Genomic DNA, 22,308 nt, shown 5'->3' with positions numbered 1-22,308 from the left:
TAGAAATCGGCTTATTTCAAAGATATTGTAACCAATTGGTATTATTTGCTGTAAGTGCTCAATTCTTTACAAATTTCTTGGTTTTTTGCTTTGCCTGCTTTTTTCGCATCGGATTGAGCTTCGGCTAAAATAGGCTTGAATTTTTTCTCTTTGCTAAGGCTTTTAAGGTATTCAGTCGGATTTTTCTGTTGCGGTAGATACTCTTTAGCCAAAGCGTTGTAGCCATTTTCAAACTGACTCTGGTCTGAAACGAGACTTGGACAAACTTCTGATAGGACATAAATTGCAGCCAACTCTTGCTGCGTCACTTGTTGCAGTGGAGTTACTTCAATATTTTCGTCTTTATTGGCTGCATGAGCCGAACCGATGGCAATCAAAGAAGAACCACAAACTGCCAAAATCACTTTTTTCATTACATTCAAATTCATTCTAAACCCTAAGTGCATACATGTTGTTGCCATAATAGGATGAGCTTAAACAAATTTTAAGTAAATGTAAGCGAAAAAATGTATAGAAGCTGTTGAAGTCGCTTCATCGTTTTTACATTTTTCAGTCCAATAAAAAAGGATGAATAATCCCATTATTCATCCTTTCTTTGCGATATAGATGTAGAACTTGAATTAACCTTCAAAGTTTACAACGTCATCACATACTGACTTTTGTTCTGCTTTATCAGTACTCTTTGCATCTGTACGAGCTTCTTTCAGAATCGATTGGTATTCGCTGTCTGACTGTAATTTTGCATAGGTCATCGACTTATCTGAGTAGTCTTGTAAATAGGTTTGAATTAAAGTTTGAATGTTGCTTTCAATTTTAGGGCCTTGACCCACCAAAGCAGGGCAAAATTCGGTCATGACTTGCGCTGCTGCAATATCTTCTTTTACGATGGTGTTGGCTTCTTCTGTGCTTAATCCCTCTAGTGCAAAAGCAGATTGAGAAATCATGATAGCCATGCCTAATCCGAAGAAATTACGTAATGTTAAGCTTTTAATCATTTTTAAAATCACATATTTATGGTGGATGCGGAGACTCAATATATATATTTTCAATTAGAATTCAATGAAAAGTTCTGACCAGTCATTTTTTGAATAAAGATTTTTGTGTTGAACCTTTTAATCGCCAATGATCATCCTAACGACTTCTAATCTTCAGTTTTGGTGGTCTTTAGGATGATCTGCTTGTTGGTGCGGGAATAATATTTAGGATAAAAAACGCGTATACGTGTAGGCAAGTTGTGAACCGAATAACTGTTAATCGCCCTCAGATATTTTATACTGCCGTTTAATATTTTGTGTTTTCACTCCCCAAATGGACGAGGCCGTTCTACTTTGGTGATGTTTAAAACTTTTCATGCTATCAAACACTTCTTGCACCTCCCAGATAAAAGGGTCGAGGCTTTGCTTGACCTCAAAAGAAACGCAGCCTTCTTCTTGATGAGTTAACTCAATATGTTCTGGAAGGAGTTCTATCACCAGACGGACTTCTTCTTTAGACACACAGATTAATAGGCCATTGAGTTTAACCATAGGACTCCTTATTGATCTCCGACATTGTTAGCGTTGGTTTTTTTAGCAGAATTCATCTCATGTCTGACGCGACTAATCTGGTCATATATGACTTTGCGCATTCGGTTTATCGCACCCAGTGGCTTATGTTCGGCTAATGCATGCCATGGTGTAAAGGATAGATTTTCACAAAACTTATTTTGCTCAGTGGTATCAAAAATTTGCTGAGGAATACGAATAGTGGCCACCTTATAGAAGGGAGCTTGGTCTTCTTTCCATTCCGTCATTGAGTCTTCAACAGACATTGAGCTGGATGTCCGAGGTTGTACTAGAAATTCCATGCAGGCATCACGATCTTGTAAGGTCGTTCGAAGTGCCGCTCTTAAAAAGTCCTTTTGAGGAGTAGCTGGAATCGGGCTAACAACGCTTGAACATGCGCGAGCAGAATACTTTACTGCTTGACGATGATCGCCGACTCCTAACTGATAGGGCACCATAGACCAGTATCTGGTTTGCAGTGGATTTGAAATTTTATTTCTAGTGTTTAAGGCAATCCAAGTTCCTTTGGCCCCTAATGCAAAAGGGACATGCAGTTTTTTTAGCAATCTATCGCTATTGATATCTTGCATAAATGATAGATAACGAGCGGGGTCATTGGCAAAGAATACAGGGTGATTGATCATAATGAAGTCTTGCGTAGCCGCAGGTTCATCTAAAAGGTTTTTCTCTGGCACGGCTAAAAGTTTGATCGCCATGCCGCGTGCATCTTTTTTTATATCCGCCTGTTTTGCATTACTCGATCCATTCGAAAAACGAATCCATGCTTGATAAGTTTTTCCCGGAATAAAAACACCATAAGCCATGTTTTGAGGCAATGTTTCGTTTATCTTAAATTCTGCGCGTACGCAACCATGTGCTTTAGGGTGCGCATCACGTAGTGCGATATCTGTGGCATATTGTTTTCGGATCGTCATTTCAATGATGTTCGCGATTTCTTTAGCAGTGGTGGTCTCATTCGGATAAAGACTTTCACCTAGACCATGATCTACATCTGGGTATATAAAATCTTTAGGAGAAGTCAACATTACAGGTGGTGTATTCGCTTCTACGTTAGCGGTGATACCTGTGAGTAATATGGCATGAAAAAGTAGACCTAAACGCATAGGCCTTGCGGAGTTAGGCATTGATTGTCTCCTTGCTCTAAAGCTGGATTTTTTTAATTTTTAGCCTGATGATATGGACTTGTTTAGTCTTATTTAAGACACAGAATTATGATTATATCTGTGGCATTTTTTATTCATGGCTACTGTCTAGAAAAAACTTAATGAGGAGCTAATCTCAGAGGTGCTGAAAATTTGACATTGGTTTAAAATTTGTTCGAAGATGTTTATCTCCCCCAAAACCAATAATGATTATAAAAGAGAACGAGCATGAGCGAAAAAAATCAAAGTCATGAATGTTTAGTCTGTGGGCAGAAATTCCTCATTAAAAACCTCATTCCTATGGGGGCAATACGAAAATCTATTTCCGAAGAAATTTCACATGATTTTCCAGAATGGTCGCCTCAAAGTTATATATGCCAAGCAGACTTAACCAAATATCGAATTCAGTATGTTCATTCACTGCTAAAGTCTGAAAAGGGGGAAGTGACTGATCTTGAATATGAGGTGATTAAAAGTTTGCAAAAACATGAAGTGATCACCAAAAATGTTGAAAATCAGTTGGATCAAAATTGGACTTTAGGGGAAAGGCTGGCAGATAAAATTGCGACCTTTGGCGGTAGTTGGGCTTTTCTCATGTGCTTTGCGACTTTCTTAGCCATTTGGATTGTTGTCAATACAGTGGTCATGGTTACGCATCCTGCCGATCCTTATCCCTTTATTTTATTAAATTTAATTTTATCCTGTATTGCTGCGGTTCAAGCTCCCGTGATTATGATGAGCCAAAATAGACAGGAAGCTAAAGACAGATTGCGTTCGCAAAACGATTATAAAATTAATTTAAAGGCAGAGTTAGAAATTCAACATTTAAATGAAAAACTAGATCATTTGTTGATGCATCAGAGGAATAGGTTAGCCCAAATACAAGAAATACAACTGGATTTGTTATCCGAAATGAGTAAAAAACGCGAATAAATTGGCTTAATATCCAAATACTTAAAAGTATTTTCTGTAATAATGAGTCATAGCTAGACTCGCTCTCTTAATTGTTTAACTCATTGCTTTATAATTCTTTTTTAAACAAAGGGAAAGTGTTTTTATAGGATCAAGAGATCTATATTTTTGAAGACGTATTCTCCAGTAAACACTTTAAACCTATGCTTAGCTTCTTCTGTTTTTAGGCTCTCCTTTTTTGCACTCTGTTCATGCAAAAGTAAAGTACTCACCCAGATCAATGATTTCATCTTTTCAGATTGCCTGATCTCAATGTATAGTCGTTCTGCATCGAGGACTCTATAGCTTTTCTTTTCGCTTTAAAGATTTAGTTTTTTTTAAAGCTACCCCCAAATCTACCTGTATGAATTGCAGATTAAAAAGACGAAGACGAGTGCAAAATAGATGTATAAGGCTTTTACCGACTCATATAGATTTAAGAAGATCCATCAGTGAATATTTTAATAGCTAATGCACATTTGTTATTTAAGTTGTTGATTGTATTAAGTTGTATTTATTTTATTGATAATGTTACCCGCTAAGTTACCCGTTTTTTTAACATCTATATATAAAATAAAGCCTGCTAAGAGCAGGCTAAATCCTTCGGTTTAAATTCTTCAACTTTTCGCTTCACATAAGACTCATGCCAAAAGACATCTTTCTTATTGATCCGTACTGGTTGCTCAATCTCACCCAATTTCACTTTATTGTAAAATGCATCCTTCTTAATTGAAAGGAGCTGCATAAATTCTTTCGCTCGTACACGACGATCAATACCCATCATTTCACCCCCAATCTTTTACCTGCTTTGATTTCTTCATCTGTCGCATGCCTAAAATCATAATGATGAATAACGTGTCCGCCACCTTTAGTTATGATCATACTTTTGTGAAATCCATCAATAACGCAAATGATATTCATCCAAAAATCATCACCATTTAAGGTAGACACAACCTTATCCCCAACCTCAAAAATATTGTGCTGGCGGCGGTATTCGAGAAGCTGATTATTCAGGAAGTCATCAAAACCCCATTTCTCTCCCTCGGCTTTTGCAGCTTCATACCCGCCCAACCGTTCAACTAGATTCATGAAACCTCTCCCAAACTCTCCACCACACCAAACTTGTCATGCTCTGCGATATAACTACTCAGCACGTGGTAATACAAATCAGCATTGCAATTAATTTCAAGAATCACACCAGTCCCATTATTTACGCGCTGCCTTAAAGTTGCTTCTAGCTTACGAACAAAGTTGCTATGCAAGTGATGTGACTCGCTTGCAATGTTGTATAAAGCGCCTGTTTGACCTGCGTCTAACACCAAATTAAACGGCTTCTCTTTGTGCAGCTCACCAATGATGAAATTGGCTACTGCAATGTTTGTTTGTTGAATTTCAGTCATCGGCTGGCTCCTTATGCTCAGTGCGAATGTCAACACCACAGAAAGGGCAGTGATTCAAAACCACACGGTTCTTCTTAAATCGACCTGCAACAATTTGAAGTCGGGCAGAGTTTATTTCACGGTGACTCATGCGCTGTGCTTGAATATCACCATATTCATTGCGAGTGACTTCACTTAAGGCATCGCACATATTTAGCCAATTCCCTGTATTTACGCATTTATCAGTCATTGGCTGGCTCCTGTGCTTCTACCATTGCTTTACAGTGCGCAGCTACTTTTTCAGCCTCAGCCTTACTTTTGAATGTTTCGTAATATCCGACATCACCGTTTTCTTCATCCCATTGGATAGCCGCAAAAACAGGGTCTTGATCCAATTCATATGAAACCCGATGCTCAACCTCTACGACCTCACCAATAGAGATATCACAAAGCCAGTCGGGATCTTCGCGATAGATACTTTCGGCATCATCCAAATACCAGGTTTTAATTTCTTTAACAGGAGCTAAAACAAAACCTTCAGGCACCGCTTGGGCTTCAGCCTTAACAACAGCCACAATACGACTGACTAGATTATCAAGATCGTCACGTTCTTCTTCTGTTAGGTTCCAATCTTCCATATAGAAGGCCTTTAAATTTTTAATAGCTTTCTTTTCTTTTTGAATATCCATCACGCCACCTTCGCCAAGTTAATCTGACGATGCACTTCCACAAATTTAGACATCATCGAACTGTCCAGATCATTCACAAAAGATTTGCCATATTTAAGCCACTGCAGGCTGAACAATTTGAAGCGCTCAATCATGTAGCCACTCATAAAATAGCTCGGCTGAATCTGACCGCGCTTTGCAAATATCTCACCAGTTTTTGTGCCTTTTCGGATAACGACACGGTCTTTTTTAACTTTGATTTCATGCCCACCACGCACACACCACTCCATAAATGCAGGGCATAGCTCGTTAGGTAAACGAGAAATTGTATTGATATGCTCAGTCATGACGATAACCCCACGTATTCACAAAATCTTTAATGCAAGCTTCAATACCAAACAGGTTGATGTCGCTGTAAGTTTTTACCCGCCCTTTGTGCTGAATTGACAGCACGCGGGTGATAGATGAGTAGGTGTAGCTCATGCAATCGCTCTCCCTTGTCCTTGGGTGGTGTTGATGATGTGAGCTTTTACATTCTCAAAATGCTGAGCTTCAATGCCTAATAGGCTATCAATTCCTTGATCTTCACAATAAGTCATAACATCAATGCCGACTTGCGCAAGGAGGTCTTGCAACTCATCACGTTGAGCTTCTGATATCCCATTAAATTCAGGAGGTTCTATCCATGTATCGCGGGGTATATCGAATGTGCAGCCGAGTACTTTCGCTCGAGCAAGCATCGCTTGACGCATGTTTTGGTAATAAGTGTGTTCTTTGTCCAACTTTAGGGTTTCGGTCAGGTGATTTAAGTCGCTTGCATAAACTGCTTCTTCGCAGCTTTGTTTCCAGTTATCCAAATCCTCAAGTGCTTTATTTAATGCAATTTGAGCAGGGGTAAGCGTGTTGATATGAGCCTTCGCATCTGCAATTAAGTCTGCAAGAAAAGTAGGGTGTAATTTAAGATCAGGTACCCAAACCTCACCCGTCTCACCACCTAAAGCACCTGAATTTTTCGCATGGTGTGTTGGGGATGGCTTGAAGTTAATGACTCTCGCATTTTTACCTTCACCAGTAGTTACAGTGGTCAAATAACCCATGATGTCTGCAATACGGTAAAGTTCATTTCGGTTCTTACCACCAAGCTCAGGACGGTAGATGATTTGATCACCGCTTTGGTCTTCTGAGGCATGGGCAATAAAGACGACATCCTTACCAAAACTTAAAAGCGTATTGATGTACTGCTTAAACTTCATGTTTGCTAAGCCTTGGGCTTTTAATTTGAGTGCACCATCTTGCTGACGGTTATTCGCTGTTTTGAGCAAATGTGTCTTGATGGATTCAAGCATTGCGCCCACGGTATCAATAACAACCGTATTGAAAGGTGCTAAGTCTTGTTCAGTAATGTTTTCAATATCTGACCACTGCTGAACTGGAACAACAGCTCCGCGACGAAGTTCACCAGTACGGTGTGCACCACGGTCAAAGTCAAATGAAATAGCTTTATCTGCGGTGAATCCTAAAGACGTTTTACCAAGACCCGGATCTGCATAGATGTAAGTAATAATCGCGCTTACGTTTAATGCTTGGTCTGCTGGAATAATAGGTATAGCCATGATTATTTCCCCTTATGCCCAGAACAGTGAGCCTTTAGCTCGTTTAAATGATTTTGGATAAGTGCGTGTAAGTGACTTCTGAAGACGAATAGCCATAGTTTTTCTTTGCTGGAAAGCCTGCTCACGTCCTAGCTCTTCTTGAACCCAAGGCAAAGCTTCTAAGCTTTTGCGTAAATCACCATTTAGGTTTTCCAACTTAAGTAACCAGCGTACGTATGCACGATCCAAATCAATAAGGGCAGTGCCTTTATGCTTACCGAAGTTGATCACTTCAGGAGTTTGATTGTTTAGCGCCATAAGATACTCTCCAGCTTGCTTAGGGCCACTAGGTCTAATTCATCTTGAATTAAAAATGTTTTGACTTTCCCTCCAAAGAAAAACTCTTTTCTTAAGCCTATTCCGTTGCGAATGAATCCATGTTTACCACCCAGGTCAAGCTCATCACACTCAGCAACAAAACTTACCCCAAATACATCTTCATACAATTCATCAAACTGATGGAAAGGCATGAAATAGCTGGAAGTGCCACGGTGTCTTAAAGCCGTAAGATCTGCTGCATCAAAAACATACTCAGGGAAGCTAAGGATTGAGAAACAACCTTTATTGAACCCAAGTACCACAACTTTTTCAGCGGTGAAATCGACCATCGTTTCTTTACAGATTTTCACCCAACGAGGTGCGAAAATTAGTTTGTCAAAATTCGTCATTAGCCTGCCTCCACTAAACGATGTTTTTCGATATAGCCTTTGATAAGAGCATTGAAGTTCTGATGGTCGATGTGGTTTGTGAAGTCGTTGTATGGATTGCCTAGGGCATCTGAAACGATCACTTCATCAAGGCTGGTTACGTCTACAGCGGTGAATTCACTACCTGGTACGCCGTAGCTGTCAGGAAATGCCTCAACTTCAAAACGTGCTGTAACGCGGAAACCATCTAAACGAATAACAGCTTCGCCGTGGTTATCACCAGTCATACGTAATGCAAGAAGTTGATATTCAGAAGGTGCTACGTTGGCAACGATAGGTTGAGCAGCCTGCGGTGAGGTCTTAAACCCGCAGCTAAGCATGCCTATTGTTACAGCAGCTACACCAAGAGATATCTTGATGGTATTGAAAGGGGATAAGGTTTTGTTCATAATTGATCTCGCAAAGTTTGCAAAGCCCAGTTCCCGTCTAAAGTAGCTGGGCTTTTTTGTTGTTTACGAGATTTAGTTTACCAAAGGAAACTTTTATGTCAATTAAAAGTTTATCAAGGGAAACATTAAAATCATTAAAGGAAACTTATGTGTTTTAATAGACAAAAGAAAACCCACCGCTGGGGTGGGCTAGTTGAGCGTTAGAAGACTACTTTTGACATTGGATATTAAATTTATCTTTGTAGTAATCCAGCGCAATTGCTAAATCACGATCCAACTTGTCTGGCGTGTAGTCATTTGGTGAAAGCTTGAGTAGAGCAGGGGCATACTGCTGAATGTACACATTTGGGTAATCAACACATAAAATTTGCTTTTTAACTTCAAGTGATGTGTTTGGGCTATCTAGCTGATCTATAAATTTACCGATCTTGGTATCCGCTTCGTCAAATTGCTTGATGGTTGCTGGATCTTGTTTTAGCTCAGCAGGATCGGTTGAGTCTGGTTGTTTTTGACAGGCTGTAACAGAAATGGCTAAGAAAACGGAAACAAATATAATTCTTTTCATATTTAGGTACTTATTTTTATGTGAAGTTGGATTATAGTCAAATTTAGTAAAAAGAAAACCCCGCGTATGCGAGGCTAGATAGGCCATTCTTTGTTATTACAGGTCATCCTTCGACGTGACCTTGATTAAATAATAGCAAAGGCATGTTGCAGAAATGAGAAACCCGCCGCTGAGGTGGATGAAAACAATACCAGACAAACCAATTAAAATCTTATCGAAACTCTTCTTTTAAAAACAATTTTTCTACACATGATTTGGTAAGATTGATCATAGTTTGAGACACAGTTTGTGCAACAGATAACTCAAAGCCTTCATAATCATTTCGATTAACCCCATCCCGCCTTTCACCATGTACAATCTTATTTCTAATACCTAATAACTTATTTAGGTTTACTTCTATATCCCTGTCGATTTCATGTGGAAGTCCTAATTTATATAGGTTCTTCTTAAAAACCAGTGGGCTTAAGTTGGACTCTAAATCGACACTAGTTATTTTAATTTGAACTTTAGTGGAGTAAATCTCTGTTGAATTCTCAACAAACTGAATTTCTCGAAAGAATCGATGTAATTTCGTATCTTCTGGTGCATGAGCTTTAAAATATGAACACTTCGCTGAGTCATCTCTCAGCGCTTTGAACACATCATGAATTGTTGCACTAACAAGGTGAGTATTTGCTTGAGCACAAGGAATACTTTGATCATTAACGGTTTTTATATAGTGACTTAGTGCAAATTGAAAAAAACCCTCGAAATGTGCATATAGGAATACAACAAGAGATCGTCTATAAGTATTTGCCTTATTATCATCCAAAGGTGCACTTAAATTTTTAAGAAGCCTCAACTCGTCTAAGCGCCATTCCCAATCTTCCTCCAGCTCAGTCCTAAAAGCATTAATATCCATTTGTCAAAAATCCTCGAATTTTATCAGAGACAAAATTAACTCGAGCATTTAAAGCATTTGGAGTATTTTTCCCCCCGCCAGTAGTCAAATTTATATAGTCCTCATCAAGTTTTATTTCAGTAAAAAAAGATTTTAGTTTCTCACACTTTTTTTCAGTAGAAATGTCTATTGCCTCTAAATGATCTTGAATTCCTAATGCAAATGATTCAAATTGATAGACAATAAACATGCTGGCTAATTTTGTACGATTAATATTTGCCCGACTAAAGCTTTGATTACCTAATACTTTTGCTAGAATTTCAAATGTCTTATTAAAAATCTGCTCTTGCGCAATGAAATCAAATTCACGATTATGATCTGGATCTGAAACTTGCTCCATATATTCCGTCATGAAATCCCGTATATCGTGCTTAAAGGCATCTCTATTATTTAAAAATGTAAAAAAGCGTAAAACAAGTTCTTGATCATAAGCACCGAAAATTTGTTCTTGTGTTAGATTTTCAGTAGTGATTTTGAAATTTTCATTTTTAGAGAGAGCAATTATAAAATCATTAAATTTATTATCTAGGAGCCTAATTGTACAATTTCTCATTTGTTGGTCGGTGAGTAAGGTTCCACCAGTATTTAAGCGTTTAAACATATGGTATTTGAATTTATGATTACTAGATTTTCTAACCACCTCAACCCGCACAAAACTCCGTTTTAATTTAATTTGAAGTGCAGTTCCTAGATCATCATACGTTTTACCATTAAGAGACTCAATAATGTCACAATCGGTGAGAGTTAGTTTTTCCCCCTTATTTATACACACAGGTTCTTCAGGGGCATTCAACTCACCTCTAAAATGAAGATAAGAGGAGAGTCGTTGTAAACCATCAATAAGTAGCTTTTTATTATCTTCAATTTCAACAACATATATTGGGGGTACAGGCATTTCTAATAAAAGTGATTCAATGAAACGAGATTGCGCTCCGGCAGACCAGCGAAATATTCTTTGGTAGTCTGGGGAAATATCTAATTCAGAACTTGTGACCATATCTAATAACTCATTAAATGAGATATCTAAGCTTTGTGTATGCACATTTTTAAGATTCTCATCAATTTCACTAATAAGAGCAGGAACGGTATTATCACTCATTGTATATTTCCAATATTTTTAAAGATTAAAACTGATTCAGAGATTTGTTTTTTAGAGATGTAGCGATTTGATTTTGAATTAATATATGACATGTTTGTTTTAGTTTCAAAATGATCTTCTCTAATTAAGTCTAGCCCGCAATTTTTAGACATTTCACTAAGAGTTTTAGCGAGATCGTTATTAATCTCTTTATAAAAAGAATTTTGAACTACAGATATAAACAACCCATTTAATTTTAATATTCGTGATATTTGTTCAATTGACTTATAAATATCATCGAAATATTGCAAATGATTTTTATAATAATAGGTTGAAGACGCTATTGATGTATGATCTTGGACATTCCTTAGGAAAGTATTACAAGTTTCGCCCCATAAAGGGTTCGGGGTCATAATTTTCTTTTTTACAGTAGAGGTTCCTATTAATTTTTCTCTTAATGATCGAATGTCCGTAACACGTATAGTTGCAAGTTCGATAGATGTAGCAATAGCGTAATCTATACGGGTGCAGTATGGAGGTGAAGTTAGTATAATATCTACGCTTTGATTGGTTTGTGACAGAGATGTGGAGCTATTTAAATGGAAATTTACGTTTGCATCTGTGTTGAGGGAATCGTTAAAGACATGTGATTTAACTGTATCGTCAAGAAGGCTAAAAAAAGTATTTTTTATATAGCTATAACTTACTTCTAACTTTTCTTCTTCATTTTTTGGTTTTTTTACCCATGTTGGGTTAGATGGAATAAAAGCTTTTAATAAAGTTTTGATAGTTTTAAATAAAACTACATATACAAAAGCACCAATTGTACTTAATTTATTTAATGAACTGTTTTCTGTTAAAGATGAATATGAGTTAAAAGAAATAAAGTTTTTATTTATTGAATTCTCGATTTTTCTTATTAATGTACAACTTTTTTCTGAAAACCAGGTTTTAAGAGGGTCGCTTTCGTAAGGTATATGGTTTTTATCTCTACTGGAATTATGAAAAATAGTATTACATATAGCATCTAAGCTGCTTAAGTCTAAGATATTAATTAATCTAGCTTTTGCGATAATTAGCATTACAGGATTTAGGTCATTACCAATTGCATTTTGACCTAATTTATACGCTGAAAATGTTGTAGTGCCACTGCCATTCCAAGGATCAAAAATTGTTGATTGTTTATTTTTATAGGTCAACTGTTCCAGTAAATTTAATGTAAATTCTTCTGAAAACCCAGCATAGTAAGAAAATAAGGCTGAGTTAGACTGCTTGCCTTTTTTCATTGGCTTTAATTTGGGGTTTAAAATCTCCAAAGTATCTACATCAAAACCCATAAAACGCACCACATTCCACCTTATACAATTTACATTATATTACAGAACCAAATCCTCTCACAAAAATAAAATTTAGTTTCTTTAACTTCAGCATCTCAACTACACAAAAAGTTGAATTCGTTTAAATTTTTTATTCATATCAATTTGGCTTTTATAGAATTTATCTTTATCAATGGCTTCAATAAAATCGTTAAAGGTACTGGCTTCAAGAAGTCTATAAATAAATCTCTCACCAGTCCTAAGAACCACGGTCAACAAAAAGTGCTGATAAAGCACGTAGCTGATATTGCGAGAATTTACTTCAATTCTTTGCATGTTTATCCAGCACGCCAGAACTGGCGACCCATTACACGGAAATTCAATCCATTCTGTTCTGAGACTTCTCTATCGCGATACTTAGGATTAAGGCTATGAAGGCTTAATTTTCCTCCCTCCTCCTTAAATATTTGCTTAATCATTCCTTCACCTTCGAAATAAACTGCATATATACCGCCGTCCACAATTTCTGTTTGAGAAATATCAATACCGACTAAATCACCATCATGGATAAAGTCAGCCATGCTATCGCCTTTAGCTTTGATTATTCGCATGCAGCTAGGGTCAACGTATTTTTTCTGAAAGAATGAAGGGGGGAATGGGAATTTCCCGTTTATCACATCAAAATGGAATTCTATAGATTCACCCGTACCACAAGAAAAATTAGCTTCCACAACATCAATCCAAATAAATCCATTTTCAGTTTCATATTCAACAACAGTTGGTTTGTGTACATCATTTGCATCGAAAGATGCTTCCTCTTTTTTATCAAGACCATGTTTATCCATAAAGTCTTGCATATTGAAATTACTTAGAGGTTTTTCTTGATTTCCTGTCAATAGCCAGTTTTGAGATGTTTTCAAAACAGTTGCAAGTGAAGGTAGGAACTCAGCCTTAGGAATATTTGTTCCTGCAACCCATTTTGATACAGCCCCTTTTGTCGCACCTGTTGCTTCAACAATATCTACTTGGCGAACATTCATTTCTTTCATTCTTTTAATTATTCGATCGCTAATAGTGTCCATAAAACAAATCCTCTTTTAATGTTTCCTATAGTAAACATGCATGTTGATTAACGGAGAAACTTATGGTTTACTAACGGAAACTATTAGTTTATTAGAGTAAACCATGACTGTTGATGATTTAAAAAATCACTATGGTGTCAAATCTGATGCTGAACTGGCTAGAAAGCTAAAACATACACGAGGAGCTATATGTAAATGGCGACATCGTGGAATTCCCTTGGACACACAAGCACGTCTTCAGATTTTAACCAATGGTGAAGTAAAGGCGAACATGGCTGTGCTTATTGCATAACCAATTATTACTTAGTCGAAGCCTTATAGAAACGTGAAAAAAATCAAGGATTTCACAAATGCAAGAAATAACACTAAGCCGTGAAGCTCAAACGGCAATTTTTAAAATGATTAACCAGACGCAGGGGATTTCGCCAAAGGAAATTGCTCAGGTTACTGGTGATTCGCATAACACAATTTGCAACTACGGCAACGTAGGGATGCCGAACCATTTACCGAGCTTAAAGAAGCTTGAAACCATCATGTTGTATACGCAGAACCCTGAAATCTTAAAGGTGTGGGCGCATCAGATGGGATATGCATTAGTGCCAGTGGATTGCGATGCCAGCAAACATCATGAGCTTTCGATCTTTGAAGCAATGATGCAGCACAACATTAAAAGCGGAAAGGCAAACCGAGTTGTGTATGAGGCTTATGAGGATGGGGTGATTACACCAGCGGAATATGAAGAGATTCACCAAATTACCCAGGGCTTGATCGAGTTGATTACCGCCGTGGATCAGGCAGCACTTAAGCAAATGCAGAAGTACACGGCAAATGCTCAAAAAGAAAAAGCCTGATTTCGTGGATCAGGCTTTTCCAATATTCAACACTTGCGGAGTGAATATATGCAAACAAACTTAGCACATCTATTAATCAAAAAAAAGCCTGAGAGTGAGCCCAGACTTTTAGTTCAAAAACATTCTAGTGGAATTGAACATGTATCCGAATCTAGCACACCGAACGGGCAAAAAAAAGCCCGAGAGTTGAGATCGGGCTTTAGTATTCAATTCAGAGGGTACACTTTCATGAACGACGCGAATGTATCACAACAAGTATTTGAAGACAATACAGATTTCCTAATTGGGGATGTCGTTGTTTTAAAGAATCCAAATTCAGATCCACAACTCCTAACAATCTCAGCATTTCAGCCAAGCCAGTACTACTGGATCGAAGGTGGTGAACTGGTACATCAAGATGATGTTCGTACTGCCACTACAGCAGAACTACAAGCCAAACGCCGTTTATCAGAGGCTGAACAAGCCTTAGCGGAGGTTCCATGATTACAAATAAGGCCGTTCAAAAGAAGCCTGAGCATAAGCAGATGATGCAGCTTCAATCATGGTACGAGCCAGCGCTTCGCACATTAGATGGATTGCTGGAGATACGTAGGGCGAATCTACGCAAAATCAAAGGTGATGAAAAGAATGCTGCCGTCACCCGTGACGAGTTTATGGAAACGCTGATCAATGAACATCATGTTTCAGTTTGGTATGCAGGTGAAATTATTTCAAGCCTACATCGAGCAGGTCATATTTTTATGTTTGGCCGCTTTATTAAAAATATCGAAAAAGGGGATGCTGCATGAGTTTATTCAGCACTGGCCATGATGTCGTGGATCAGGTTGGTAGTGTTCACCTTGAGGGTAACATCTTACCAACCAGTTGGTTTAGTACCTTCGTTTTAGAGAGTGGAAAACCCGATTTAAACGCTATCGTTGTGCTTTCAGAAATCGTTTATTGGCATCGACCTACAGTGGTGCGTGATGAATATTCTGGCCAAGTTGTGCGCGTTAAAAAGAAGTTTAAATCTGATCTTTTGCAGCGTTCTTACCAGAGTTTTTCTGATCAATATGGCTTCTCAAAACAGCAAGTCAAAGAGGCTTTTGATCGTCTTGAGAAGTGTGGAGTGCTAAAACGTCATTTTCGCACAATCGAAGCTAACAATCAGAAATACAACAATGTTTTGTTTATTGAGCTCATTATACCTGTGCTTTTTGAAATGACCACCCTCCCACTTTCAAAAGGGGGAGGCTCCCCATTTGAAAAGGCAGACCCTCCCCATTTCAAAAAGGGGACAAATACAGAGACTACTACAGAGATTACTACAGATATAAACACACAACAGGAATCGCCTAAAAATTCGGCTCCAGATAATTCATGGAAACCTGATCAAAATTTCCTAAGCACAATTTTACTTCAAACAAAATTCAGTCATCGGGTAAATGAAATTTTAACCATGCCTGATTTCCAATTTCACTTGGGTAGTTTCAATGCGCACTGGGAAAACAAAATCCATCTTACCGAAAACCAAAAAACGAGAAAGTTCGCAGCTTGGTTGGTGCAGGAATTTGAGAAACAAGTGACCAAGGCTGAGCGCGAGGCAAAAAAACCAACACGCAAACAATCTTCTGAAAAACCAAACAACCGCAATGTGAACGATCCTTGGGGTGAAGTTCAGAACTATGAACCAGCAACAGGTGATGTGGATACAAGGGGGCTCCTATGAACGCAATCGCACCGCTTAGTTTTGATATTCAGCAATCAACAGAGTTTTGCCAGCTGCACCAGGCACAAATGGTTTCTTTCCGTGGTAAATCGTTCTGTAAGCAATGTTCAACGGAAGCGCTTAACAAGGCTCAAGCAGAACATCACAACGCCGTGAATGCGATGGTTCGTGAAAAACACTTCCAAGGCGCAAAACTTCCAACCCGTCATGCGAACAGTGGGTTCAAAGAATACTTGGTAGCGAATAGCGGTCAGCAAAATGCAAAAACTCAATGCGTCACATTTGTGAAAGATTTCACGAAGGGGATCAAGCGCAACTTAATCATGATTGGTCGCACCGGTACTGGGAAAACACACTTAGCTTGCGCCGTGGCTCGAAACATCCTTGAGACCCAAAAGTATGCCCGCTATGTGACTTCTGAAGACATGGCGAATGAAATTGCGAATGCATGGACCAAAGCTGATGACAGTGAGGTAAACGCAGTTCATCGCTTCACTGAATACGATCTATTGATTCTTGATGAATATGGATTGCATGACCGCCATGAAAACCGTCTCCAGCTGGTGCACAAAGTTCTTTACTCACGTTATGACGCTGGCAAGCCAACCATGTTGATTTCAAACATGACAGCACATGAATTGGAACAAGACCTTGGTGATCGTCTCTGGTCTCGTTTTCAGCATGATGGTTTGGATGTGGTTGAGTGTAATTGGGCAGATGAGCGTGTTGGAGGTGGGGTGTGAAGGATCAACATGACAGCCTTGCGATTGATTGGCTTAAGCAAAACAAAAATAGAGGTGGTTTAAATGAGTTGGCTCTTTTCGCAGGCGCTGGTGGTGGAATACTCGGATCGCATCTTATGGGATGGAATACAGTCTGCGCAGTTGAGCGTGATGCCTACGCAGCACAAGTTTTGGCGCAACGACAAAACGATGGAATTCTCCCGCCTTTCCCAATTTGGTCTGACGTGTGCAGTTTTGACGGAAGGCCTTGGCGAGGAATTATTGATGTTATATCTGGCGGATTTCCATGCCAAGACATCAGCTCTGCAGGTAAAGGCGCAGGCATTAATGGGGAGCGCTCCGGCCTTTGGTCAGAAATGGCACGAATTATTGGTGAAGTACGACCTCTATACGTGTTCGTGGAAAACTCACCAATGCTTGTTTCCAGAGGACTTGCCCGAGTCATTAGTGACCTTGCCAAAATGGGGTATGACACTCAATGGGCGCGTTTTTCAGCATCCAATTTTGGAGCGCCCCATCAGCGTGATCGAATCTGGATTGTTGCCCACACCAAGAGCATCAGACTCAACACGAAAGGATTGCCCTTCGGAGAGAAGGCGAAAAAGCCCCAGCCTGGTGTCGATAGTAAAAACATGGCCCACACCTCAGGCATCGGATTGTCGAGATCGAGGCAATCTTGGTTCTCCTGTGATCCAGCGGAGGATCACGAAGGGCAAGCAGATCGGGCTTTCTATGAGCGTGTCGGACACATCTGGGGCATTGAATCCAGATTGGGTCGAGTGGCTAATGGGGTGGCCAATCGGGTGGACAGACTTAAAGCCATTGGAAATGGACAGGTTCCAGTCGTGGCGAAAGGCGCATTTGAATACTTAGGTGGTGCCGCATGAACGAAATCCTTCAACAAAGAATTGAGTCGGTACAAGCTGGCAAAAACATAACTCATGCTCAGATTGAGGCTAAACGCAGTCTACGTGAGCAGCTTGATAGCGACCTTGAGGCTTTCTTAAAAAATGGTGGAGCTGTTGAGTAATTACCTCAAGGCTTTTCGGGTGAATGCAGCAAAGGGTGGAATGGCTCAAAACCAAAATCTCAAAAGACTATGCGTGAAGTGATGGCGAGTGCTGTATCAGAAACTCATAAGAAGCGTGCTCGACAAAAGGAGGATCAGGCAACGCTTGCAGAGATTAAAGCTTTGGATCGGTGGTGCAAAGAACGTAAGGGCCGTGGTGGTGATCTATGTCGAGAGTTGAAAGTAGCTCATTCATTCATATCGCAAATAACCCAACAAAATAGACCATGCTCAAAAGAGCGTTATGAGCAAATTAAGTTGGCAATGAAAGCGATCGAACAACGGGAGAGAGTGGCATGAACTTAATCGAAAAATTGGGATTGCCTATGGCTGAGGCGATAGCTTCATGCTTACTAACAACAGCTAAGAGCCCTGAATATTTTTGCTTGGATCCGAAACAGTATTTCTGTGTGGTGGATGGGGTGGTTTGTTTTTATCACGATAAGGAGCAGCAATTTTTGGAATACAAGTCATTAGCTGAATGTGATTTTGAATATGTATCTATTGCAGACCTCCGCGCAGCCATCGCTGACCACGACCGCACCGACCATTGCAGTGACATCAAAAACCATATCAGCCCAAATACGAAGGTGATTGAGCATGAGTGAATTACAAGATTTGTTTGAGCAAAGCAATCCTATCCCTAAAGGCATTACTCGCTGTGGTGACCATTACGCCCAAACGGAATACATGTTGATTGATCCTTATGCAAGTAATTATGCAGCAAGGTTTAAGGGGTTTATGGAGGGTGTTAAGCACCAACAAACCATCATCGACAACCTAAAAGCCCAACTCAACAACATGGAGGCTTGTTATATCGAGAAGAAGAAGCAGGTTGAGGACCAGCAGAAACGGATTGATGCTGGACTTGAAAAGATTCGTCAGTTTGGAAAAGAGGGGTGTTTATTTCTGGAATGGCTGACTTGGGCAGAAAAAGCCCTGCGAGGTGCTAATGACTAATCTCCGTATCACCGCAGCACAGGCACGAAAAGCTGGTATTGGCCCTCGATTTGGCGTAACAGCCAAGTCGGGGAAAAAGAAATCCAATCCAGATCCTATGCCAAAGGTTCCGGCCCATCTGGTCGAGGGAAAAGGATTTGGTGTGATGAATGATGAATTGCTCTGGTGTGAAGTTTTAATCACACCTCCTTCGGTGAATCACTACTGGATACGTGGGGCGAACAAGACCAATCGACTAAGTAAGCGTGCAATCCACTTTATTGACGTTATGAAGCGTTTTATTGAGCCGGCAGGGTATCAGGGCAGAGTTCGAGTAAAGATCGAATACGCGCCACCTGACGCGAAAATACGTGACATCGACAACATCGTGAAGCCTTGCTTTGATGCTTTATCGAAAGGTGGATTGATTTTGGATGATTCTCAGGTGGATGAATTGCTTGTGAAGCGGTTGCCATCAGAAAAAGGCGGGAAGTTGATTATTCAAGTTGAAAAGTTAAGGGTTTGAGGGTGGATGGGATGGCTTTAGTAAAAATTTGGGATAAAGAAATTAAAGGGAAATTGTGGGCTGTTGGTGATATTCACGGCTGCTACAACTTGCTTATGACTCGACTTAAAGAAATTAGCTTCGACTTTGAAAATGATTTGTTGGTTGCAGTAGGTGATCTGGTGGATCGAGGAACACAAAACATCCAGTGCATCGAATTGCTGTCTAAGCCATGGTTTACGTCAGTGCGCGGCAATCATGAGGATTTATGTATTGGTGGACTGCACAATGAATCCTATAAGCGCTGTCATGTGGCGAATGGTGGTGAGTGGTTTTACATGCTGGATGGGCAGGCGATGTACAACATTGCGAAAACCTTCGCCGAGTTGCCAGTGGTTTTGGAAATCAGTCACAACGGTAAAAAGTTTGGTTTTGTTCATGGGCATATTGAGCAGAACAATTGGGATGAATTTAAAGAGACTTTCACTCAAGAACCAAGAGCATCTCGAGATCCATCTGAATTAGCCATGTGGGGTCGTGAGCGTCTTAATGATGAGAATCAGCAATACACCCATGTGTTAGGCATTGATGCGGTAATCATGGGGCATACGGTCACTCAAAAGCCATGCAAGCGCGATAACTGCTACTGGATTGATACTGGTGCGGTTCACTGGGGAACAATGACTATTTTAGATTTGAGTTTGATTTGAGGGGGATAGGGATGAATGCAGTTATGGCAGATAAATTTGAACAATTTGAATGGTTGACTCATGGCATTACTGCGAAGTCACCAAATTTTGAGCCACAAGCTCATGGCACTGGAGAGAAGCCTTTGAACTACGAAGATCGTTTAGGTGCCATTGCTACAATGGATACGCAACTGGCGAAGTCGGTTACAGCGCTTATTGTATTTGATGGGAAGTGTGAAAGCGATTATGAGTATGTGCGTAATCATCTAGTTAAGATCATGTTGGTGAATGCTAAGGATGATAAAAAGCGCGAGCCTGAGCATATCACCATGAATCACTTGGCATACTTGATTGCACGTATGGTAATTGATTTCTCATTAAACCCCGAGTTGGAGGGGAATTTTACAGCGCAAGGACGTTTGTACTATGCGGGGATTAATACCATGCAAATGAATGTTGATAATTATCGGATGACATGGAAGCAATACGAAAAGCTAATGGTCATGGCGATCGAGTCAGCAATTAATGAAGCATCAAAATCAATAGAGTTGTATAAGAAAAATACTTACAAAGAATTAAAGGCATAGGTATTTCGTTTTTGCGAAGACTAAGCTATAGTTTCACTATACTGGTCGTATTACGGTTTATCCGAGACCAAGCTTTAAAAGCTCATCAAACGATGGGCTTTTTTTGACATAGTTTATTCATGAAAATAAGCAATAATGAATTTTTGTTTTGAGCTTTAACTGAAATGGCAATTCTAACTGTCAAGAAATTAGATGATACTCTTAGTGAATTAGTAGTTAACGGCAAAAAACCTGAAAAGATTTTGTTGGGTTATAAAGCGTATGGCGAGCTAATGAATGATCGTAGCTTTTTTGAGGAAGTAGCAGGGTCGGCAATGGATCCAAACAAACGAAAATATAAAAATATTAAAATTAAGGTTACCCAAGACGAATACCAGTTTGAAGTGAAGTGTTCAAAAGAATAGGTTTAAGCATCAAGGAAAGCTCGCCAAATGGTGGGCTTTTTTTTATTCCTAAATAATTTGGAATAAAATGTGAATGAGATCTCAATATAAACCAAGTATATTAGTGGTATTAAGTTCTCCATGATAGTTAATATCAGTTTATACCTGCACCTTCCCCAAGTTGCAGGTTTTTTTTGCTTCATTTTTTATTCGATTAATGATTTAATTATTTTGTTGTAAATAAAAACAACGATTCCTTGTATCAGCGCAAATGACCAAGGGGAAAAGCCTTACAGAGATGTAGGGCTTTTTTATTGCTGTATACAAATTGCATGGGCTTTGATGGGCTTTTTAAACAACTAAGATGGTATAGTGACGCTCTCTTTTAAGTGCTCCTTTATATGCCTGAAATCTATAAATACATTTACACTCAGTTTAGTGTATTCGGTTCATTACCAACACATAAAGTTCTTATAAATATTACACATAACAAGACCAAATTAATTTTCGCTGATAATACTTTTGTTTATGGGGCTGTTTCTGATTGGGCATTAGGTCTATCCGGGCTTGATTCGAGAAAATCAATATGGTCAGAAGAACCCAAGTTGTTTTTAGAGGGTGAAAAGAGAAGATTGAGCCTCTATCGAGCATCTCATCCAGCATTTATAACTGAAGCAATTTTAGGGTAGGCTTAAGATATTTTGAATTTCGTTAATACTATAAGTGCTTATATTTCAAATAAAGTTTGCTTTGTGGTTGCTTAGGGCGTATAAAGCTAACTCGTTGATGCGGGATGGAGCAGTCTGGTAGCTCGTCGGGCTCATAACCCGAAGGTCGTTGGTTCAAATCCAGCTCCCGCTACCAACGAAAAAAGATTCAAAGTTTATAGCCTAGTCCCCGTGGATTAGGCTTTTTTTATGGCGGCTTGACTTTATTCGTAGTGGTTTAAATTTTAATGCCGCCACCCAGATATTTACATACATCGAAGCCCTGTCAAATAATCGGGCTTTTTTGTTGCCTGAAATATGGCAATCATATCCTGTGAGTGTGCCAGCTTGCAGTACATGCCTTGAGTAAATGCCTAGATCATTTAGGCAATTCCAGCTAGGGCTTGGCAACCCGACCTTAAAGAGAACGAAAGCAAGTGAAATTGACCGTGCATGTAAGGTTGATGTGATTGTGAGTAGCGGTAGTTCAGTTGCCGAGCTGATTAATATCGAATTATAGGCAAGGGTGTGGCAGATCACCACATCCTTTTTTTATTGCCCTGAGAAATATTAGTGTAATCACACCAAGTTAAAATGGTTGATCATTGCTTGATTAGCTAGGAAGGGATCTTGTTTAGTTCGACGTTCGACAAAATTACTGACATTATTTTGGAAATAAATATCATAAATTTA

At 39.3% G+C, this 22,308-nt stretch carries 38 protein-coding genes and 1 tRNA gene; 18 read left to right on the top strand and 21 right to left on the bottom strand.

Features of this window, described 5'->3' with window-relative positions; all coding sequences use genetic code 11:
- Positions 1 to 41 precede the first annotated feature (41 nt).
- From MF4642_RS07855 to MF4642_RS07840, 4 genes are all read right to left on the bottom strand, one after another.
- A complete protein-coding gene (locus MF4642_RS07855; protein WP_010326343.1) occupies positions 42 to 428 on the bottom strand; it encodes an MCR_0457 family protein in 387 nt (128 codons plus the stop codon).
- 192 nt (positions 429 to 620) lie between these two features.
- Positions 621 to 995, bottom strand: coding sequence for an MCR_0457 family protein (locus MF4642_RS07850; protein ID WP_058869309.1), 375 nt, complete (start codon positions 993 to 995; stop codon positions 621 to 623).
- A 255-nt stretch (positions 996 to 1,250) separates the two neighbouring features.
- Complete coding sequence (locus MF4642_RS07845) at positions 1,251 to 1,526, bottom strand: putative quinol monooxygenase (protein WP_058869280.1); 276 nt, start codon at positions 1,524 to 1,526, stop codon at positions 1,251 to 1,253.
- Positions 1,527 to 1,534: 8 nt separating this feature from the next.
- Entirely contained in the window at positions 1,535 to 2,689 is a 1,155-nt protein-coding gene (locus tag MF4642_RS07840; protein ID WP_078425859.1) for a catalase family protein, read from the bottom strand.
- Between the two features lie 246 nt (positions 2,690 to 2,935).
- On the opposite strand from MF4642_RS07840, the gene MF4642_RS07835 reads away from it, so the two are divergent.
- On the top strand, positions 2,936 to 3,640 hold the full coding sequence (locus tag MF4642_RS07835) for a DUF1003 domain-containing protein (RefSeq protein WP_078425858.1): 705 nt from the start codon (positions 2,936 to 2,938) through the stop codon (positions 3,638 to 3,640).
- 601 nt (positions 3,641 to 4,241) lie between these two features.
- Here MF4642_RS07835 and MF4642_RS07830 read toward each other — a convergent pair.
- The 17 genes from MF4642_RS07830 to MF4642_RS07755 form a co-directional block, all read right to left on the bottom strand.
- Positions 4,242 to 4,439: a helix-turn-helix transcriptional regulator gene (locus tag MF4642_RS07830; RefSeq protein WP_004694187.1), complete on the bottom strand. Its 198-nt coding sequence runs from the start codon at positions 4,437 to 4,439 to the stop codon at positions 4,242 to 4,244.
- The gene (locus MF4642_RS07825) at positions 4,439 to 4,747 is read right to left on the bottom strand and encodes a hypothetical protein (protein ID WP_078425857.1); all 309 of its coding nucleotides are present in this window, start codon (positions 4,745 to 4,747) and stop codon (positions 4,439 to 4,441) included. The genes MF4642_RS07830 and MF4642_RS07825 overlap by 1 nt, the downstream gene beginning before the upstream one ends.
- A complete protein-coding gene (locus MF4642_RS07820; protein ID WP_078425856.1) occupies positions 4,744 to 5,058 on the bottom strand; it encodes a hypothetical protein in 315 nt (104 codons plus the stop codon). Before MF4642_RS07820 ends, MF4642_RS07825 begins: the two co-directional genes overlap by 4 nt.
- A complete protein-coding gene (locus MF4642_RS07815) occupies positions 5,051 to 5,287 on the bottom strand; it encodes a hypothetical protein (protein WP_078425855.1) in 237 nt (78 codons plus the stop codon). The genes MF4642_RS07820 and MF4642_RS07815 overlap by 8 nt, the downstream gene beginning before the upstream one ends.
- The gene (locus MF4642_RS07810) at positions 5,280 to 5,726 is read right to left on the bottom strand and encodes a hypothetical protein (RefSeq protein WP_078425854.1); all 447 of its coding nucleotides are present in this window, start codon (positions 5,724 to 5,726) and stop codon (positions 5,280 to 5,282) included. The genes MF4642_RS07815 and MF4642_RS07810 overlap by 8 nt, the downstream gene beginning before the upstream one ends.
- Positions 5,726 to 6,052, bottom strand: a complete 327-nt coding sequence (locus MF4642_RS07805; protein WP_078425853.1) for a hypothetical protein — start codon at positions 6,050 to 6,052, stop codon at positions 5,726 to 5,728. The genes MF4642_RS07810 and MF4642_RS07805 overlap by 1 nt, the downstream gene beginning before the upstream one ends.
- On the bottom strand, positions 6,045 to 6,188 hold the full coding sequence (locus MF4642_RS16965) for a hypothetical protein (protein ID WP_162841307.1): 144 nt from the start codon (positions 6,186 to 6,188) through the stop codon (positions 6,045 to 6,047). Before MF4642_RS16965 ends, MF4642_RS07805 begins: the two co-directional genes overlap by 8 nt.
- Entirely contained in the window at positions 6,185 to 7,318 is a 1,134-nt protein-coding gene (locus MF4642_RS07800) for an ATP-binding protein (RefSeq protein ID WP_078425852.1), read from the bottom strand. Before MF4642_RS07800 ends, MF4642_RS16965 begins: the two co-directional genes overlap by 4 nt.
- 12 nt (positions 7,319 to 7,330) lie before the next feature.
- Positions 7,331 to 7,615 (bottom strand): hypothetical protein, encoded by a 285-nt coding sequence (locus MF4642_RS07795; protein WP_078425851.1) that lies wholly within the window; start codon positions 7,613 to 7,615, stop codon positions 7,331 to 7,333.
- The gene (locus MF4642_RS07790; RefSeq protein WP_078425850.1) at positions 7,606 to 8,025 is read right to left on the bottom strand and encodes a hypothetical protein; all 420 of its coding nucleotides are present in this window, start codon (positions 8,023 to 8,025) and stop codon (positions 7,606 to 7,608) included. Before MF4642_RS07790 ends, MF4642_RS07795 begins: the two co-directional genes overlap by 10 nt.
- Positions 8,025 to 8,384, bottom strand: a complete 360-nt coding sequence (locus MF4642_RS07785; RefSeq protein ID WP_227518527.1) for a hypothetical protein — start codon at positions 8,382 to 8,384, stop codon at positions 8,025 to 8,027. The genes MF4642_RS07790 and MF4642_RS07785 overlap by 1 nt, the downstream gene beginning before the upstream one ends.
- Positions 8,385 to 8,661: 277 nt before the next feature.
- Positions 8,662 to 9,018: a hypothetical protein gene (locus MF4642_RS07780; RefSeq protein WP_078425873.1), complete on the bottom strand. Its 357-nt coding sequence runs from the start codon at positions 9,016 to 9,018 to the stop codon at positions 8,662 to 8,664.
- 211 nt (positions 9,019 to 9,229) lie between these two features.
- Positions 9,230 to 9,919, bottom strand: a complete 690-nt coding sequence (locus MF4642_RS07775) for an MAE_28990/MAE_18760 family HEPN-like nuclease (RefSeq protein ID WP_078425848.1) — start codon at positions 9,917 to 9,919, stop codon at positions 9,230 to 9,232.
- Positions 9,909 to 11,057: a DUF262 domain-containing protein gene (locus tag MF4642_RS07770; RefSeq protein ID WP_078425847.1), complete on the bottom strand. Its 1,149-nt coding sequence runs from the start codon at positions 11,055 to 11,057 to the stop codon at positions 9,909 to 9,911. The genes MF4642_RS07775 and MF4642_RS07770 overlap by 11 nt, the downstream gene beginning before the upstream one ends.
- On the bottom strand, positions 11,054 to 12,373 hold the full coding sequence (locus MF4642_RS07765) for a site-specific DNA-methyltransferase (RefSeq protein ID WP_078425846.1): 1,320 nt from the start codon (positions 12,371 to 12,373) through the stop codon (positions 11,054 to 11,056). The genes MF4642_RS07770 and MF4642_RS07765 overlap by 4 nt, the downstream gene beginning before the upstream one ends.
- A gap of 99 nt (positions 12,374 to 12,472) precedes the next feature.
- Positions 12,473 to 12,688, bottom strand: coding sequence for a hypothetical protein (locus MF4642_RS17160; RefSeq protein WP_004693775.1), 216 nt, complete (start codon positions 12,686 to 12,688; stop codon positions 12,473 to 12,475).
- Between the two features lie 2 nt (positions 12,689 to 12,690).
- Entirely contained in the window at positions 12,691 to 13,443 is a 753-nt protein-coding gene (locus MF4642_RS07755) for a S24 family peptidase (RefSeq protein WP_413772802.1), read from the bottom strand.
- Positions 13,444 to 13,537: 94 nt separating this feature from the next.
- Here MF4642_RS07755 and MF4642_RS07750 point away from each other — a divergent pair, with 94 nt between their 5' ends.
- The 17 genes from MF4642_RS07750 (at position 13,538) to MF4642_RS07675 (ending at position 21,772) form a co-directional block, all read left to right on the top strand.
- On the top strand, positions 13,538 to 13,726 hold the full coding sequence (locus MF4642_RS07750; RefSeq protein ID WP_078425844.1) for a hypothetical protein: 189 nt from the start codon (positions 13,538 to 13,540) through the stop codon (positions 13,724 to 13,726).
- A 58-nt stretch (positions 13,727 to 13,784) separates the two neighbouring features.
- Positions 13,785 to 14,285 carry a phage regulatory CII family protein gene (locus MF4642_RS07745; RefSeq protein WP_078425843.1) on the top strand — a complete coding sequence of 167 codons (501 nt, stop codon included), beginning with the start codon at positions 13,785 to 13,787 and terminating at the stop codon, positions 14,283 to 14,285.
- A 228-nt stretch (positions 14,286 to 14,513) separates the two neighbouring features.
- The gene (locus MF4642_RS07740) at positions 14,514 to 14,768 is read left to right on the top strand and encodes a hypothetical protein (protein WP_078425842.1); all 255 of its coding nucleotides are present in this window, start codon (positions 14,514 to 14,516) and stop codon (positions 14,766 to 14,768) included.
- Positions 14,765 to 15,073, top strand: a complete 309-nt coding sequence (locus tag MF4642_RS07735; protein ID WP_078425841.1) for a hypothetical protein — start codon at positions 14,765 to 14,767, stop codon at positions 15,071 to 15,073. Before MF4642_RS07740 ends, MF4642_RS07735 begins: the two co-directional genes overlap by 4 nt.
- On the top strand, positions 15,070 to 15,993 hold the full coding sequence (locus MF4642_RS07730; protein ID WP_078425840.1) for a hypothetical protein: 924 nt from the start codon (positions 15,070 to 15,072) through the stop codon (positions 15,991 to 15,993). The genes MF4642_RS07735 and MF4642_RS07730 overlap by 4 nt, the downstream gene beginning before the upstream one ends.
- The gene (locus MF4642_RS07725; RefSeq protein ID WP_078425839.1) at positions 15,990 to 16,736 is read left to right on the top strand and encodes an ATP-binding protein; all 747 of its coding nucleotides are present in this window, start codon (positions 15,990 to 15,992) and stop codon (positions 16,734 to 16,736) included. The genes MF4642_RS07730 and MF4642_RS07725 overlap by 4 nt, the downstream gene beginning before the upstream one ends.
- Positions 16,737 to 16,852: 116 nt before the next feature.
- On the top strand, positions 16,853 to 17,623 hold the full coding sequence (locus MF4642_RS07720; RefSeq protein ID WP_193791712.1) for a DNA cytosine methyltransferase: 771 nt from the start codon (positions 16,853 to 16,855) through the stop codon (positions 17,621 to 17,623).
- Positions 17,620 to 17,766: a hypothetical protein gene (locus tag MF4642_RS17155; RefSeq protein WP_227518526.1), complete on the top strand. Its 147-nt coding sequence runs from the start codon at positions 17,620 to 17,622 to the stop codon at positions 17,764 to 17,766. The genes MF4642_RS07720 and MF4642_RS17155 overlap by 4 nt, the downstream gene beginning before the upstream one ends.
- A gap of 81 nt (positions 17,767 to 17,847) precedes the next feature.
- Entirely contained in the window at positions 17,848 to 18,105 is a 258-nt protein-coding gene (locus MF4642_RS17150; RefSeq protein ID WP_227518525.1) for a hypothetical protein, read from the top strand.
- Positions 18,102 to 18,413 (top strand): hypothetical protein, encoded by a 312-nt coding sequence (locus MF4642_RS07710; protein WP_078425837.1) that lies wholly within the window; start codon positions 18,102 to 18,104, stop codon positions 18,411 to 18,413. Before MF4642_RS17150 ends, MF4642_RS07710 begins: the two co-directional genes overlap by 4 nt.
- Positions 18,406 to 18,765 carry a hypothetical protein gene (locus tag MF4642_RS07705; protein ID WP_078425836.1) on the top strand — a complete coding sequence of 120 codons (360 nt, stop codon included), beginning with the start codon at positions 18,406 to 18,408 and terminating at the stop codon, positions 18,763 to 18,765. The genes MF4642_RS07710 and MF4642_RS07705 overlap by 8 nt, the downstream gene beginning before the upstream one ends.
- Positions 18,758 to 19,270, top strand: coding sequence for a RusA family crossover junction endodeoxyribonuclease (locus MF4642_RS07700; RefSeq protein WP_004645338.1), 513 nt, complete (start codon positions 18,758 to 18,760; stop codon positions 19,268 to 19,270). The genes MF4642_RS07705 and MF4642_RS07700 overlap by 8 nt, the downstream gene beginning before the upstream one ends.
- An 11-nt stretch (positions 19,271 to 19,281) precedes the next feature.
- Complete coding sequence (locus MF4642_RS07695; protein WP_078425872.1) at positions 19,282 to 19,959, top strand: metallophosphoesterase; 678 nt, start codon at positions 19,282 to 19,284, stop codon at positions 19,957 to 19,959.
- An 11-nt stretch (positions 19,960 to 19,970) separates the two neighbouring features.
- Positions 19,971 to 20,525 (top strand): hypothetical protein, encoded by a 555-nt coding sequence (locus MF4642_RS07690; protein ID WP_078425835.1) that lies wholly within the window; start codon positions 19,971 to 19,973, stop codon positions 20,523 to 20,525.
- A gap of 164 nt (positions 20,526 to 20,689) precedes the next feature.
- The gene (locus MF4642_RS07685; protein ID WP_004693409.1) at positions 20,690 to 20,929 is read left to right on the top strand and encodes a hypothetical protein; all 240 of its coding nucleotides are present in this window, start codon (positions 20,690 to 20,692) and stop codon (positions 20,927 to 20,929) included.
- 380 nt (positions 20,930 to 21,309) lie between these two features.
- Complete coding sequence (locus MF4642_RS07680) at positions 21,310 to 21,597, top strand: hypothetical protein (protein ID WP_078425834.1); 288 nt, start codon at positions 21,310 to 21,312, stop codon at positions 21,595 to 21,597.
- Positions 21,598 to 21,695: 98 nt separating this feature from the next.
- Positions 21,696 to 21,772: transfer RNA gene (locus MF4642_RS07675), tRNA-Met, on the top strand.
- Positions 21,773 to 22,308: the final 536 nt, after the last annotated feature.

The sequence above is a fragment of the Acinetobacter sp. MF4642 genome, assembly GCF_002018925.1.
Classification (GTDB): Bacteria; Pseudomonadota; Gammaproteobacteria; order Pseudomonadales; family Moraxellaceae; genus Acinetobacter; species Acinetobacter johnsonii.
The sequence above is the reverse complement of the archived record's forward strand: the minus strand, read 5'-3'. Positions and strand labels throughout refer to the sequence as shown.